Origin of the sequence: Chryseobacterium proteolyticum, assembly GCF_046591535.1 — a bacterium.
Classification (GTDB): domain Bacteria; phylum Bacteroidota; class Bacteroidia; order Flavobacteriales; family Weeksellaceae; genus Chryseobacterium; species Chryseobacterium proteolyticum.
Genome location: NZ_JBJLWK010000002.1, coordinates 513,931 through 530,219 on the forward strand (window position 1 = coordinate 513,931; position 16,289 = coordinate 530,219).

The 16,289-nt window shown below is 36.8% G+C and carries 14 protein-coding genes; 6 read left to right on the forward strand and 8 right to left on the reverse strand.

The genetic code is table 11. The features are described from left to right. Window positions 1-16: 16 nt before the first annotated feature. From ACJ5H0_RS08275 to ACJ5H0_RS08285, 3 genes are all read right to left on the reverse strand, one after another. Window positions 17-586, reverse strand: coding sequence for a serine protease (locus tag ACJ5H0_RS08275; RefSeq protein ID WP_172279903.1), 570 nt, complete (start codon window positions 584-586; stop codon window positions 17-19). A gap of 114 nt (window positions 587-700) precedes the next feature. Beyond that, a complete protein-coding gene (locus ACJ5H0_RS08280) occupies window positions 701-949 on the reverse strand; it encodes a NifU family protein (protein WP_172279905.1) in 249 nt (82 codons plus the stop codon). Window positions 950-995: 46 nt separating this feature from the next. After that, window positions 996-2,105, reverse strand: coding sequence for an Mrp/NBP35 family ATP-binding protein (locus tag ACJ5H0_RS08285; RefSeq protein WP_172279907.1), 1,110 nt, complete (start codon window positions 2,103-2,105; stop codon window positions 996-998). A gap of 157 nt (window positions 2,106-2,262) precedes the next feature. Here ACJ5H0_RS08285 and ACJ5H0_RS08290 point away from each other — a divergent pair, with 157 nt between their 5' ends. Continuing rightward, window positions 2,263-2,724, forward strand: a complete 462-nt coding sequence (locus ACJ5H0_RS08290) for a hypothetical protein (RefSeq protein WP_345992383.1) — start codon at window positions 2,263-2,265, stop codon at window positions 2,722-2,724. A 67-nt stretch (window positions 2,725-2,791) separates the two neighbouring features. Further along, complete coding sequence (locus tag ACJ5H0_RS08295) at window positions 2,792-5,593, forward strand: GH92 family glycosyl hydrolase (protein WP_411248818.1); 2,802 nt, start codon at window positions 2,792-2,794, stop codon at window positions 5,591-5,593. 114 nt (window positions 5,594-5,707) lie between these two features. Here ACJ5H0_RS08295 and ACJ5H0_RS08300 read toward each other — a convergent pair whose 3' ends face one another. Continuing rightward, the gene (locus tag ACJ5H0_RS08300; RefSeq protein ID WP_411248821.1) at window positions 5,708-6,958 is read right to left on the reverse strand and encodes a dicarboxylate/amino acid:cation symporter; all 1,251 of its coding nucleotides are present in this window, start codon (window positions 6,956-6,958) and stop codon (window positions 5,708-5,710) included. Window positions 6,959-7,158: 200 nt separating this feature from the next. On the opposite strand from ACJ5H0_RS08300, the gene ACJ5H0_RS08305 reads away from it, so the two are divergent. From ACJ5H0_RS08305 to ACJ5H0_RS08320, 4 genes are all read left to right on the forward strand, one after another. Then, the gene (locus ACJ5H0_RS08305) at window positions 7,159-7,641 is read left to right on the forward strand and encodes a BON domain-containing protein (RefSeq protein ID WP_172279915.1); all 483 of its coding nucleotides are present in this window, start codon (window positions 7,159-7,161) and stop codon (window positions 7,639-7,641) included. Between the two features lie 6 nt (window positions 7,642-7,647). Next, window positions 7,648-8,067 (forward strand): SH3 domain-containing protein, encoded by a 420-nt coding sequence (locus ACJ5H0_RS08310; RefSeq protein WP_172279917.1) that lies wholly within the window; start codon window positions 7,648-7,650, stop codon window positions 8,065-8,067. 167 nt (window positions 8,068-8,234) lie between these two features. Beyond that, on the forward strand, window positions 8,235-10,916 hold the full coding sequence (locus ACJ5H0_RS08315) for an outer membrane beta-barrel protein (protein WP_411248828.1): 2,682 nt from the start codon (window positions 8,235-8,237) through the stop codon (window positions 10,914-10,916). 125 nt (window positions 10,917-11,041) lie between these two features. After that, window positions 11,042-12,901 carry a CocE/NonD family hydrolase gene (locus ACJ5H0_RS08320; protein WP_411248832.1) on the forward strand — a complete coding sequence of 620 codons (1,860 nt, stop codon included), beginning with the start codon at window positions 11,042-11,044 and terminating at the stop codon, window positions 12,899-12,901. 121 nt (window positions 12,902-13,022) lie between these two features. Here ACJ5H0_RS08320 and ACJ5H0_RS08325 read toward each other — a convergent pair whose 3' ends face one another. The 4 genes from ACJ5H0_RS08325 to speB form a co-directional block, all read right to left on the reverse strand. Beyond that, window positions 13,023-13,631: an alpha-ketoglutarate-dependent dioxygenase AlkB family protein gene (locus tag ACJ5H0_RS08325; RefSeq protein WP_273649002.1), complete on the reverse strand. Its 609-nt coding sequence runs from the start codon at window positions 13,629-13,631 to the stop codon at window positions 13,023-13,025. 2 nt (window positions 13,632-13,633) lie between these two features. Continuing rightward, window positions 13,634-14,344, reverse strand: coding sequence for a class I SAM-dependent methyltransferase (locus tag ACJ5H0_RS08330; protein WP_411248838.1), 711 nt, complete (start codon window positions 14,342-14,344; stop codon window positions 13,634-13,636). A gap of 18 nt (window positions 14,345-14,362) precedes the next feature. Beyond that, window positions 14,363-15,220 (reverse strand): bifunctional helix-turn-helix domain-containing protein/methylated-DNA--[protein]-cysteine S-methyltransferase, encoded by an 858-nt coding sequence (locus ACJ5H0_RS08335; RefSeq protein ID WP_172279927.1) that lies wholly within the window; start codon window positions 15,218-15,220, stop codon window positions 14,363-14,365. 68 nt (window positions 15,221-15,288) lie between these two features. Continuing rightward, window positions 15,289-16,143: an agmatinase gene (gene speB / locus ACJ5H0_RS08340; protein ID WP_172279929.1), complete on the reverse strand. Its 855-nt coding sequence runs from the start codon at window positions 16,141-16,143 to the stop codon at window positions 15,289-15,291. Window positions 16,144-16,289 lie beyond the last annotated feature (146 nt).

Here is a 16,289-nt window from a genome sequence, read left to right on the forward strand (position 1 = left end):
CGTTTTATAATTTTAATTAAACTTTCGAAACAACAAGGATCTTGTCATAAATGTATATCACTCTTACAGAATGACTCGACGGAATGCTTTCTTCAGCTTCCGTCATCGCCTGAAGCTCGTGGTTTGTTCCTTTTAAGGAGATCTGTATCTTTCCCATTCCACTCATCTTTGGAGGAATCGTGATATACACCTCACCCGTTCTTCCGATAAGATCTTCCATTTTAAAGGTATTGTCTTCTGTTAATTTTAAAATCTGTAGAATAAGAATAAAGAAAAGGAAAAGAAAACCTGTTCCGATAAGAATAGCTACAAGAAACAACAGTGCTTTGCTTCCTATGGAATCATAAAAGGCCACTCCACCCCATCCGAATCCTAAAAGGAAATTAACCAGATTCCTGAAGGAAAACAGTTGGAAAGGACTGTCACCATGCGGTGCATCACCACTGAAATCTGTATGAACAGCCCCAGTATGGTCACCTCCGATAAAAGTAAGGATTGTCTGAATTAAAAATATTAAACTGGCACCCAAAGCGATATACCAAAAGCCTTGATTAAGAGGTTCTAAATTTTCTATAAATCCAAACATATCTATGTGTTTTAACAAATATAACAAAAACCACCATATGATTCGGAAAAGGACCATAATAAAAAAGACAGGCTATAAAAACCTGTCTTCGTTATCTTTACATCTTAATTGATGTTACTCTACGCTTATTACCTTTTCGATCTCCGGAGCGTGCTGCTTTATTGTATTTTCTACACCCAGTTTAAGTGTTGAAAAGTTCAAAGAACATCCGGAACAGTTTCCTAAAAGTTTTACATAAACCGAGTTATCTTTCACATCAATAAGCTCAATATCACCTCCGTCTTTATTCAAAAACGGACGGATACTTTCTAAAGCCTCCATTACTCTTGTTACAGTATCTTCGTGTGCTACGTTTGTTTCCATATTTTTCAGTTCAATTCGGTTTTTTTTTCAAAATTTAATTTGAATATTATTTTTTTGCCTTTGGAGAGCATCCTGCCATAGTTGTGATCTTTACAGCTTCAGTAGGTGGAAGATTTTTATTCCTTTCTACAAGACTTTCTACCATATTACGCGCTGTTTCCGTATAAATATCTGCGATTTTGGAATTTTCCTGCAATGCTGCCGGCCTTCCCACATCTCCTGCCTCTCTTATACTCTGGATCAGAGGAATTTCTCCCAGTACCGGAATTCCAAGATCATCAGCTAAATATTGTGCTCCCTGGTTTCCAAAAATATAATATTTATTATCAGGTAATTCTTCAGGTGTAAAGTACGCCATATTTTCGATTAATCCAAGAACCGGAATATTAATACTTTCCATCTGGAACATGGCAATACCTTTTCTTACGTCTGCCAATGCAACATGTTGGGGTGTACTTACAATCACAGCTCCTGTAACAGGCACTTCCTGAATAATTGATAAGTGAATATCTCCTGTACCCGGAGGTAAGTCGATCAATAAAAAGTCCAACTCTCCCCAATTCGCATCTCTAATCATTTGGTTCAGAGCTTTAGAAGCCATTGGACCTCTCCAAACTACTGCCTGATTAGCTCCCGAGAAATATCCGATTGAAAGCATTTTCACACCATAGTTCTCTACAGGCTTCATTAGATTTTTTCCGTTAACCTCTACAGAAATCGGCTTTTGTCCTTCCGTATCAAACATGGTAGGGACAGATGGTCCGTAAATATCTGCATCCAATAAACCCACTTTAAAGCCCATTTTAGCTAAAGTAACTGCCATATTTGCAGCTACGGTAGATTTTCCAACGCCTCCTTTACCGGAAGCAATTGCGATAATATTCTGAATTCCCGGAATCTGCTTTCCTTTGATCTGGCTTTGCTGAATTTCACTTGGCTCAGGAGAAACTATTTTAAGCTTTAAATGGATATCTTCTCCAAACTCACTGGCAAAAGCCTGCTTCATTGCAGCCTCTAATTTTTTCTTTTCATGCATTGCCGGTGAATGCGCCGTCATATCTATATATACATCATTTCCTACAATCTGAAGATTATTAACTAAATCATCTACTTCTATTTCTTTAAGGAAATCTTGAACCTTTTCTTTCGTCAACATAAAATTGCTATAAATTGTTTACAAATTTACGGATTTTTTCTATAATTTAGAATGAATAAAATCTATAACTCAAGGTGATAAATCGCATCACTAAAAATATATCAATCAACTTTTCCGGTTTCCCTTTTCGGGAAATAAACTTTTAAACTCTATAAAAATGAACACCAATCCTACATCTTATCCCTCTAAATTTGCTGCATTCAATGGTATTTTTAACGTGGGAAAAACAAGATTCAAATGGTACAACTTAGCTGAAAATACACATGACATTTCTTCTGAAGATATCAGCCATGCAAAAACATGCATCGAAAATGCAACTGAACATTTTCAGGACATTGAAGATCTTGGTTTTGTAATTCTCCACAGATGCGGCAGCAATTATTTGCTTCTGGTTTGTACCTGGAGAAGTGAAAACGAATTATGGGAAAGTGTATATTATGACGGAACCGGAAAATTCGAAACCTGGGAAAGAAAGAACAATCACATTCCTACCTACTGTGTCTGGGAAATGGGAATTGTATACCATGAATCCAGAGCCTGGAAAAAGTTTCTGGGAACTGACAAACAGGAAAACAACAGACAGCAGTATCTGGATGATTTTTTTGAAGGAGAAGTATAGGGCTGCAATCATTTAGTACTCTTAGTTCTTCTATTTTTCAATATATTCACCGTCATAAAATTATGATATGAGAAAAGGTTTCATAGTAGTTTCTTTATTTATTGCTCAGGTTATTTATTCCCAGAATTATTCCCGGTATGTTAATCCTTTCATAGGAACCGGAGGTCATGGCCACACCTTTCCGGGAGCGATTGTTCCTTTCGGAATGGTCCAGCTTTCACCCGATACCAGGATAGATGGCAGCTGGGACGGATGTAGTGGTTATCATTATTCCGATTCTGTCATTTATGGGTTTTCCCATACCCACCTCAATGGTACGGGAGTTTCAGACTATGGTGATATTATGCTAATGCCTACCATGGGAAATCCAAGCCTGGACAACAAAGACTATTCTTCAGAATTTTCCCATAAAAATGAAACTGCTTCTGCTGGATTCTATTCTGTAAAATTGGATAAAAACAATATTGATGTCCGTTTAACAACAACCAAAAGAGTAGGATATCATGAATATACTTTCAACAACAGTGGAAATGCCAATATCATACTTGACCTTAATCACAGGGATAAACTTCTGGAAGGAGAGGTGAAAATTATTGATGATAGAACGATTGAGGTCTTCAGAAGAAGTGAGGCCTGGGCCACAAACCAATATATTTATGCCCGGATTGAATTTTCCAAACCATTAAAATTGACGAAGAAAGAAGCTAATGGAAAGCAGGAAAATAATATGTATACTGGAACAAAGCTGGCTTTAGCATTTTCGGCTCCTGTTAAAAAAGGAGAGAAAATCAGCGTAAAAGTCGCTTTATCTCCAACAGGCTATGAAGGTGCAGGAAAAAACATGCTGGCAGAAGGTCAGTCGAATGATTTTGAAAACATAAGAAAACAAGCAGACAAAGATTGGAACAAGGAACTTTCCAAGATTGAGGTAAAATCAGACAACACTAATAAGCTGAGTATTTTTTACACCGCTTTATATCATGTTTTTACGCAGCCTAATATTTATATGGATGTTGATGGAAAATACAGGGGTCGTGATAATAAGTTCTATACGGCAAATGGATTCGATTACTATTCTGTTTTTTCTCTGTGGGATACTTTCAGAGCTGCACATCCGCTCATGACCTTAATTGACAGGAAACGAACTGCGGATTTTATTAATACCTTCATCAGACAGTACGAGCAAGGTGGAAAATTGCCAGTATGGGAGCTTGCTTCAAACGAAACAGAATGTATGATCGGTTATCATGCAGTTTCTGTAATTGCAGACGCCATGACCAAAGGAATCAAGGGTTTCGATTACGAAAAAGCGTATGAAGCTTCTAAAAATTCTGCAATGCTGGATATTTTCGGACTGAATGCTTACAAGCAAAACAATTATATCAGCGTAGATGATGAACATGAGAGCGTTTCCAAAACGCTGGAATATGCATATGACGATTGGTGTATTGCACAAATGGCTAAAATTTTAAACAAGAAAGAAGACTACCGGTATTTCATGAACCGTTCCCAGAACTGGAAAAACCTCTACAATCCTGAAAACGGCTTTATGCAGGCCAGAAAAAACGGGAACTGGTATCAACCTTTTGATCCAAGAGAGGTAAACAACAATTACACGGAAGGAAACTCATGGCATTATTCTTATTTTGTTCCCCAGGATATTCCGGGCTTAATTGATTCCCATGGAGGAAAAGAAAAATTCGAACAGTTCATCGATGCCATTTTCACCGCCCCTAGCACAACAACGGGCAGGGAACAAGCTGATATCACAGGTCTTATAGGACAGTATGCGCAAGGCAATGAACCAAGCCATCATATTGCTTATCTGTATAATTTTGTGGATAAACCACAAAAAGCAGACGAGAAGATCAGATACATACTCGATCATTTTTATCAAAACACTCCGGATGGATTGATCGGAAATGAAGATTGCGGACAGATGAGTGCATGGTATGTTTTAAGTTCCATGGGTATTTATTCTGTAACTCCGGGTAAGCCGGAATGGGAAACCGTTACCCCTTATTTTGATGAAATTAAGCTTCACCTTGAAGACGGCACTACCAGAACGATTACAAAAAACACAGGCAAAGAGGAGCTCAGGAAACTGGGATTTGAAAATGTAAAATCCATAAAAGATTTTAAATACAATGAACAAACCGCATCTCCTGTGATTGTAGCTGACAGGCTTTTTGATTTTTCTACTAAAGTACAGATCATTCCCCTTAACCCAAAAGACAAGGTTTATTACATGACCATAGACGAAAATGATAAAAATGTAAGAAAAACTTTCTCCACGTACAAAGGTCCGTTCACCATTAATAAAACCACCCAGGTTTCTGCATATGCTCAAAGAAATGGAGAAAAAAGCTCAGTTACCACTGCTAATTTTAACAGAAGGCCTAATCACTGGGATATTACTGTAAACTCAAAGGTGAATCCTCAATACACAGCAGGAGGCAAACTCGCTCTTATTGATGGCATCAATGGTACTGAAAACTGGAGAAAGGGAGAATGGCAAGGCTATCAGGGGCAAACTTTTGAAGCTATTCTTGATTTTAAATCTCCGCAACAGCTTACCCGACTGTCTTCAACCTATCTTCAGGATAACAGGGCATGGATTTTAATGCCTAAAAAGGTAGAATACTATGCTTCAATGAACGGAAAAGATTTTATACTATTGAAAACCGTTGATAATACTGTGGATTCTAAAGATGAGAAAGTTCAGATCAAAGATTTTACCGCAGATATTCTGCCTACAGAGGCCCGGTATATTAAAATAAAAGCTTATCACTTTGGTAAACTTCCGGAGTGGCACCAGGGAGCCGGCGGTGATTCTTACATCTTTATAGACGAAATTTCCGCTCAATAACCGTATTATACATTAAAAAACCTCTTTCAAATTGAAAGAGGTTTTTTTATTTAGATCATAGGAGAATCTTCAATTCGTCATATTGTAAACTCTAATACTTATATTCAGAATAAGTTACGCTTCTACAACAGGATTTTCAAGCTGTCCCTCCCATTTGGATACTGCGGACGTAGCCAAAGCATTTCCTAATACATTTGTCATACTTCTTCCCATGTCACAGAAATGGTCAATAGGTAAAATCAAAGCAATTCCCTCCGGTGGAATTCCGAACATGGAACAAGTCGCCACAATAATTACCAGTGAAGCTCTCGGTACACCTGCAATTCCTTTAGAAGTAAGCATTAAAACCAAAAGCATCGTGATCTGCTGCCCCAGGGTCATTTCAATTCCATAGATCTGAGCAATAAATATTGAAGCAAACGTCATATACATCATACTTCCATCCAAATTGAATGAATATCCCAAAGGTAAGATGAAAGACACTACCCTGCTGTTACAACCAAATTTTTCCAGTTCTTCAACCAACTTTGGAAAAACAGCCTCAGAACTTGTTGTAGAAAAAGCAATAAGCAAAGGAGCTTTAATTCTTTTTAATAACTCAAACAAACGATTCCCTAAAATCAGATATCCTACCAATAGCAGCACCAGCCAAAGAACACCTAAAGCAAAGAAGAAATCTCTGAGATAAACTGCATATACTTTAAAAATTTCAAAGCCATTCACCGCTACCACAGCAGCAATAGCACCAAGTACACCCAATGGTGCAAACCACATAATATATCCTACCATTTTCAAAATGGCATGGGCCACAATATCAAATAGCTTGATAACAGGTTTTGCATATTCTTCACCCAGATTAGCCAGTGCAACACCAAACATAATCGAAAATACTACGATCTGCAATACCTCATTGGTTGCAAAAGCCTCAAATAAACTTTTCGGGATAACATGCTTTACGAAATCTTCCAGAGTAAATCCTTTACTGCTTTTTAAAAGCTCTTCCGCTGAAGCAGCATCCTGGATCGGAAGTTTGGTAACATGCCCGGGTTCAAGCCAGTTCACCAGCATCAAACCGATAAAAAGAGACATCAGCGATGCAGAGATAAACCATAACATTGCTTTTGTTCCTACTCTGCCTATCATTTTGATATCGCTCATCTTGGCAATTCCTACTACAAGAGTGGTAAATACCAATGGAGCAATGATCATCTGTACCAGCCTGATGAAAATAGTTCCCAGTAATTTAATATTTTTAGAAAAAGGTTCTGCACTTTCCGGATACTGTACGTGAACAATTCCTCCAATTCCTACACCCAAGATAAGTGCAATAATAATCGCTATAAACAGCTTATTTTGTCCTTTCATATAAATAATTCAACTTGCGCAAATATAATAGTTTTTAAATTGTGTGCTATTACTTATTAAATTGGACATAGTTAAAATTAAAATACTGGTTTTAAAAACTTTGTAAAAAAATTAAGAAACATTTAGTCAATTTTTAATCATTTGGTATAAATTTTATTGTTACATTTATAGTATCAATACATTAAATTAAATATACAACTATGAAAAAAACTATTGCAATGGCTGCCTTAGCTCTGGCAGTATCGTTCGGTGCTATTTCTTGTAAAAAGAAAGTTTCTGATGCTGATCTTCAGACTCAAGCTACCACGATTGTAACGTCCAACCCAAGTGCTTCCGTTGAAGTAAAAGATGGTGTAGCCCACCTAAGTGGAACATTTCCTGATCAGGCTTCTAAAGATGCAATGATCAAACAACTAAAAGCAGTAAATGGTGTAAAAGACGTTATGGATATGGCGACTATTGCTCCTGCAACTCCTCCGGTTGAAACGCAATCTGCAGTAGATCCGGCAGTTCAGAAAAAAGTTCAGGATGCTGTAAAAGATTTCCCTTCTGTGAAAGTAGAAGTTGTAAACGGTGAATTAACGCTTACTGGAAACGTTTCTAAAGAGCAGGCTAGAAAAATCAAGCAATCTGTGGATGCTTTGAAAGCAGGAAAAGTAAATTATAACTACACTGTAAAATAATTTAAAATGAGCACATTACAAGATAAATATTCAAGTGTAATTTCAGCAGCTCAGTCTGCAGGAATTTCAAACCTTCAGGTTCAGGAACAGGATGGAATTTTATACATCTCAGGAGCAGCTTCCAATACTGCAGCAAAAGATGCTGTATGGAATGCTTTGGGGACTATCGATTCTACTTACTCTGCTTCCGATATTAATGTAGATGTACAGGTTGCAGGTCTTGCATCAGGAGCAGCGCTTACAGTGGCTACTGAAGATTCAAACCTGAACATCAGACAAGAGCCTTCTACGGAAGCTGCTGTTGTAGGAAAAGCATCAAAAGGTTCTTCTGTAACTTTAATTGAACAAACTTCAGACGATTGGTGGAAAGTAAAAACTGCCGACGGACAAGAAGGATATGCTTATTCAAGATATTTGAGAGCTTAATTCATGACAATAAATATTGAATCCCTGAAATTTCTTTCAGGGATTTTTTTTTACTTTTGAATCGAAAAAGTAATAAATGAAGAAAATTTTGCTGGTATTGATTATTCTGATCAATACTGCGATCTTAAACGGTCAAAAACTCGCCATCGATGGAAAAGTGATGGATTTTGAAAAAAAAACCTGTAGAAAACGCCACCGTTTATCTTCTCAAACAAAAAGATTCTTCCATTATCAATTATACCCCCACTAATAAAGAAGGTAAATTTTCTTTAAAAACGGATCCGTCCAATGAACCTACCGTTCTGAAAATTGATGCTGAAAAATTAGTATCCTATTCTAAAAATATAGAGAAAATAAATCAATCGCTCTCATTAGGCTCTATTGAACTGGAAAAAAATTCTGTTTTTAATATTGAAGAGGTGAAGCTTACCGTTTCTCCGGTAAAAATTAAAAAAGACACTATCGAATTTAATGCATCCTCGATCAAAGTACGGCCTGATAGTAAAATCGAGGAACTGCTTAAACAGATTCCCGGAGTTGAAATCAGTAACGAAGGAAAAATTACAGTAAATGGTAAAGATGTGGATCAGATCATGATCAACGGAAAACCTTTTTTCGATAAAGACGGCAAAATTGCATTACAGAATCTTCCGGCAGATATTATAAAAAATATTCAGTTTACGACTACTAAAACCAAAGAGGAAGAGCTCAATGGAAAAACGGCGAAATCAAACAATACAACCATCAACTTCAATATTGACGAAAAGAAAAACAAAGGACTTATTTCCAGGTTAACTCTGGGCTATGGTTCTGATAAACGTTATGAAGGAAGCGGCCTTATAAGCTACTTTAAAAAGGACACGAAAATAAGCCTGCTGGCTTCATCCAATAATATTAATTCCCAGGGCTTTTCTAATGATGAGGTCTTTGACAGCATGGGACGTGGAAGAAATTCCTGGATGATGCAGGGAGGAAGCGTAATGACGGTAGGAGGCAATACGTATTATTCCCAGGGAGGAGGCAACACCAAAGGAATCCAGAGGTCTACAACGATAGGATTTAATTATAGTGATAAATTGGGAAAAGATGCAGACCTTGAGACCATGAGCTTCATGCATTCGAATAATAATCTGAAAACACGATCTAAAGTTTCAAGAACAACCTTACTTCCGGATTATACCTTAAAAACCAACTCCGAAAGCAGTGGAGAAAGCGAAAACAGACAATATAATTTTGATACTGCTGCACGGATTAAATTAGATTCGTTAACCAGTATTTACATTTCACCTTCATTTTCCAGAAGCGAAGGATCTAATTTTAATAATTCAAAATCATCCACTTTCAGGGATAATACCCTTCTCAACGAAAGTGATGCTTACACAAGTACAGATTCTGAGAGCAATTCATTCAATCCGAATATCTATTTTTCGAGAAAGTTCAGAAAAAAAGGGCGCGTTGTATACGCTAATATCAACAGCAATATTTCGGAATCTAAAAGTAATAATTTAAACCAGTCCAGGACTGTATTTTATCAGAACAACGGGACTAATGATGACAGGAACCAACTCGCTAAAAATAAAACACAAAACAGCAATTACCGTTTTAGTACAGGATATACGGAACCTGTTTCAGATTCTGCTACCGTAAGCCTTAATTTAAATTATGAAGCAAAGATCTCCGGAGCTGAGAGAAACGTTAATGACTTTGATGCCAATACCGGGCAGTACTCAAAATACAACTCTGTTCTTTCAAACAGCATGGATCAAAAAATTAATCAGCTTTCCCCGGAGTTTAGTTTTGAGCTCAATAAAAACAAAATCAACATCTGGTCTTCCGTGAATCTTCAGATTTCCGATATGAAAGTGAACTCTGTTTTTAATGATCAACAATATGACCTTCAGAAGAGCTTTGTTCTTCCCAGCTATAATCTTAACCTGCAATATCAATTTTCCAAGAATAAAAGGCTAAGCCTCTACAATTATGCTGACTTTAATATTCCAAGCGCTGAGCAGCTAACTCCTTATGAAGACCTTTCCAATCCTTTAATTACCTACAAGGGAAATCCGGATCTTAAAAATACCTGGACCAACAGAACCTACCTTTACTTCAGTAATTATAATATGGTAAAAGATATCAATTATTATGTGAATATTGGATTTACCTACGGAAATAATGATGTTACCAATTATTCCTATTATGATAATTCGGGAAAACAGTTTGTTACGTATGCCAACATAAGTGGTAATAAAAATATCAACCTTGGTGGTGGATTCAGTAAAAGTTTTAAATGGAAGGAAAATAAGCTTGTGATTAATCCAAGAATTAATACGAGTTACGGCTATAACAGAGGTTTTATCAATAGCCAACAATTCAGCAGCGGGACATACAGTATTAATCCCGGATTAAATCTTACTTATGAAGTTAAAGACAAGTTCACCATAAAACCTTCCTACTCAATCGGATACAACTTCTCTAACTATACCAATTATAGTATTGAAAAAGTTCAAACCACCAATCAGGTATTAAAACTCCAATTAACCAATTATCTTTTTAAAAGCAATCTTGTTTTTGGAAATGATTTTGAATACAATACAAATTCTAATATTGCTCCGGGATTCAAACGCGATTTTTATTTCTGGAATACAAGCCTCGGATACTCTTTTTTCAAGAAACAGCTTACTGCAAAAATTAAAGTATATGATGTTTTGAATCAAAATCAGAGCGTAAGAAGAACCATTACCAATTCATATTTTGAGGATCGGGATGACCTTATCCTGAAACGTTATGTTATGTTCTCCTTAAGCATGAAGCTGAATAAGTTTGCAGGAAAAAAGATGCGTAATCAGTAACCATAGGACGATAATATATAAAAAAAGGCCGAATTGATTCGGCCTTTTTTATTATTTGGCAGTAATGGGTAATATTTATCGTGGTAAACGCATTTTTATTTTTAAATTAGCTTCAAATTTTATTTATGAAAACCCATATTTCCATTTTATTTATTTTCATTTTCATTTTGGGTAATGCACAAAATGCATCACAAAAGGACAATTTTGTGAAAGATAATTTTACCAAACAAGAATTTTATATTCCCATGCGTGATGGTGTTAAACTTTTCACAGCAGTATATATTCCTAAAGATATAACCAATAAAAACAAATATCCGTTTCTGATGCAGAGAACCTGCTACAGCATTGCACCTTATGGTGAGAATGAATATAAAACTAAAGTAGGCCCTAATCAGTACCTGATGAAGGATAAATATATCTTTGTATACCAGGATGTCCGCGGAAGATATATGAGTGAGGGAACTTTCACGAACATGACGCCTCAGGTAGAACGTCAATCGAAAAAAGATGTCGATGAAAGTACGGATACCTATGATACGATAGAATGGCTATTGAAAAACGTCAAAAACAACAATGGAAAGGTAGGTCAATTTGGAACTTCTTATCCTGGTTTTTATACAGCTGTAGGGATTTTAGCGGATCATCCGGCACTGGTTGCATCATCACCTCAGGCACCTATTTCTGATTTCTGGAATGACGATTTTCTTCACAACGGAAAATTTATGCTGGGGTACTTCAGAACCTTCCCTGTTTTTGGGGTTCAGAAGACCAAAGCTGAAAAACAGGCATGGTACATGGATACTTTTGTAAAGCAGACATCAGAAGACGGACTGAAATTCTACAGGGAAATGGGAACCTTAAAGGACGGCTATGACAAATACTATAAGAACAACTTCTTCATGACCGAAATAATGAACCATCCTAATTATGATGAGTACTGGCAGAAAAGAAGCCTTTTACCTCATCTTAAAAATGTAAAGCATGCAGTAATGACCGTTGGAGGATGGTTTGATGCTGAAGATTTATCCGGTCCTTTGAATATTTATAAAGCGATAGAAAAATCCAGCCCGAAAGCAAAAAACACAATTGTTATGGGACCTTTTTCTCATGGCGGATGGTCACAGGAAATGGGAAAACATTTTCATAATGAAATTTATTTCGGAGACAGCCTCGCTACCTATTACCAGAAGAACATCGAGACAAGATTTTTTAATCACTACCTGAAAGGAAATACCAAAGAAGATGCGGGACTTCCTGAAGCTATGATGTATGATACAGGAGCAAAACAGTGGAAAGAATTTGCATATTATCCTCCAAAAGATGCTAAAAAAGTTAATTTCTACCTGGCTGACGGAACATTAAAAAGTACTTCTCAACAAGGTTTTTCAGAATATTATAGCGACCCGAATAATCCGGTAGTAAGCTCAACAAGCTTAAAGGATTTTAATGGATTTACTCCCAGAAATTATATGTCGGAAGATCAAAGGTTTGCGGAAGGAAGACCCGATGTTGTTACTTTTACAACAGATGCTTTATCAGAAGACATGACCTTCGCGGGAGAGATTATGGCAAAATTAAACATCGCCTCTACTTCCACAGATGCTGATTTCGCTGTAAAACTCATTGATGTATATCCGGAGGATTTCAAACCTATTGAGAAAAAAGACGGTGTTGTGTATGGTAATTATCACCAGATGGTAAGAAGTGAAATTATGCCTGCGAGATTCAGAAACTCAAGGGAAAAAGCCGAAGCTTTAGTTCCTGGTCAGAAAACAGCGGTTCAATTCAGACTTCAGGATGTAGTTCATACGTTTAAAAAGGGACATAAAATCCAGATCCAGATCAGCAGTACATGGTTCCCGCTCTTTTCTGTAAATCCACAGAAATTCATGGATAATCCGAACATGGCTTCTAAAGAAGATTATACCAAAGCATTCATAAGAATTTATAATGACAGCTCAATTGAAGCTGAGGTGATAAAATAAAAAAATCGGGTGACTTCAGGAACTTTAGTCACTTCTCTTCTAATACTTGTAGTATGGTTTTATAATAAAAACCATTGTTTATAAACAAAAAGGTGGCTTCGAAAATCTCAGCCACCTTTTTTTATTCTTCAATCGTTCTGAATGTCAGGTTTATTCTTGGAGTTTTTACCTTTGTAGTTGGGGGAAGCCTGTGGAGCCAGTTATCCTGTGTTATTCCTTTCATTACCAATAGGCTTCCGTTTTGTAAGAAAATCTCCACTTTCTCTTTGGTTTGTTTGTGTTTAAACAAAAATTTCCGTTCCGCTCCAAAGGTTACCGATGCAATGGCACCATGCTTTTTCAGGTCTTTTTCACTATCACTATGATAAGCCATCCCTTCACTGCCGTCATGATATAAATTGAGAAGACATGAGTTATAGGTTTCTCCTGATATTTCCTCACACTTTTTCTTTAACTCCAATAGCTCAGGCGTCCATAGCGTTGCATACTTGGTTCTGTTGGAATAGGTATACTCAAATGCTTTTTCCCCGAACCACGCCACTTTTCTTTTGGTTAGAATAAGTTTACCGAAAATAATGGCTTCGTCATTTTCCCAGGGAATCTGATTCAAAAGATAGTTATAATAGAAATCGGATTTTTCTTTAGAGAAAATGGTTCCGTAATAATTAACCGTTCCGTCTTTGGGAAGGATATTGACCGGAAAATCATATATTTCTTCAAATAAACTCATTCCTATTTTTTTATGGCACGGATACACATGAAAGCCGGAAACTCATTTAGTTCTTTAAAATGTTTCGGATCCAGTTTTTCAAATTCTTTTGTAGGTTTTGGTTCAACTAGTTTATCAATATAAAAACCATTGTCTGTAAGCGGAGTGATGCATTCACTAAGAGGTCTTCTGAAGCTGTTAATTTCAACAGGTTTTCCGAATCCGTTCCATATACAATTTACATGTTCAATTTCGAAATATTTTTCTGAATGAAAGTAATTGTATTCAAAAAAAGGATGCTCAATCGATATAACAAGACTACCATCAGGTTTCAAAACCCTGCAAAATTCTTGAATGGTAAAATTCCAATCCTCTATATAATGAAGCGCTAATGCACAAATAACAGTATCAAAGCTTCGATCTTCAAACATTTCAAGGGGTAAAGATAAATCATGGACGAAAAAATCTTTTTCATTATTATTTCTTTCACGTGCCAGCATGACCATTTTCTCACTGATATCAAAACCTTTTACTGTCGCTCCCTCAGATATTAGGATTTCAGCATATTTCCCCGGACCACAAGCCGCATCAAGGATAAATTTACCCTTTACCTCCGGAATAAGCTCCAATGTATTCGGTCTGTCATAATAGGCATTATGTGGTTTGTGATCGATCAGCTCATTATATTTCTCAGCGATCTCCTCATAGGCAGATAAGATTTTATGTTTGATCATGATTGTATCCTTTGATTTCTAGATTGAATCTATTGCATTGGAAGTGCGTGAACTTTCCCAACCGATAATAAGTTGTTTTCTGTCTTTTCCCCAACGGTAACCGCCCATGTTCCCTGATGATTGAATGACCCTGTGACAAGGTATAAGAAAGGCTACAGGATTGCTTCCAATAGCTGTTCCTACTGCTCTGGAAGCTTTAGGATTGCCTATTTTCCCGGCCAGATTACCATAAGTAGACAGTTTTCCCATAGGAATTGTCAGAAGGCTTTCCCAAACTTTTAACTGAAAATCAGTGCCCTTAAGGTGAAGTTTTACGGTATTTAACTTGTTCCAGTCTTTACCGAAAATAGACAAGGCATCTTTTTGAAACTGATCCTGCTTCTCATAAAAAGAAGCATTAGGAAACTGGGCTTTCAGATTTCCTAATGCCATTTCTTGATTATTTTCAAAGGCCAGATGGCAAATTCCTTTTTCGGTAGAAGCTACCAGAATGTTTCCAAATGGACTTTCTGAAAAACTATGGTTAATTCTCAGGCTTTTTCCGCCATTTTTAAACTCAGCCGGAGACATTCCTTCTATTTTTACAAATAAATCATGAAGCCTGCTTGTACTGGAAAGCCCGGTCTCATAAGCAGCATCAAATACGCTCAATTTCTCTTCCTTCAAAAGACTTTTGGCATGTTCTATACTGATGAACTGTAAAAATTTTTTCGGACTTGTTCCTGCCCAATCTGTAAAGATTTTTTGAAAATGGGTAGGACTAAGATGCACTTTTTCTGCTACTTCTTCCAGACTCGGCTGAAGTTTAAAATTACTTTGGATATACTCTATCGCTTTAGCGATCCTGTTGTAATCTATTTGACTTTGTGTAGACATATCTTTGTATTTTATCTCACAAATTTCCAAAGAAAATCCCGCAGAAAAAATCCGATTCTTGTGGAATTTTAATCCTGGCTGATGTGATAATAAGCTAACATTTTGTAATATAGTTTAGCGGCAAGGAATGCGCTTGGCTTAGCCATCGGAGAATCCATCAATTCCACAATATCAAAAGCTACAACATTACATTTTTCAAATACTTTTCTTAATAATTCCAACGTTGGATACCATTGCAGACCTCCGGGTTCTGGTGTTCCGGTAGATGGACAGATAGATGGGTCAAAAGCATCCAAGTCGATTGTAATATATACATTCCCCGAAACTTTTTCTAAAACATCATTGATCCAGTTATCATTGACAGCAATTTCATGTGCAAAAAATACTCTTCCTTCAGGTAAATACTGGTATTCTTCAACATCCATTGAACGGATACCCACCTGAACCAGGTTGTGCTTCTGATTAGCTTCAAAAACAGCACATGCATGATTGGAAGTAGAACCATGGAATTCAGGACGTAAATCCGTGTGAGCATCCAGTTGTAATACTGTTAAATTATCATATTTCTCACCTACTGCACGGATCGAACCAATAGAAACGGAGTGTTCCCCTCCAAAAAGAGTAAACAATTTTCCTTCATTCTGTAACAGCTCTTTTGTCTTTTGATAAACCGCTTCCGTCATCGCTTCAGGTGTTGCATTTTCAGATACTTCCCCGGCAAGATAAACACCATCAAGGTAAGGCTCGGTTCCTGTTTCTATGTCATAAAGCTCCATATTTTCAGAAGCATTAAGGAATAATTCAGGACCTTTATCTGCTCCTTTACCCCATGTTGAGGTTCCGTCATAAGGAACGGTAACCAACATTACTTTTGAGTTTTCTAATGACGCATTTTCTTCAGGAATTCCAGCGTATGTTTTCATGTTTTTATTTAAAAATTAAATGATTTAAAATTTGAAATACTTCCCGCAAAGATACAAAGAAGTTAGAAGCCGGGAGCAAGAGAAGGGAAGTTTTTGAAAGGAGGCTAACAGGCCATAGCGTAACCTCAAGCCTCTAACTTTCATCT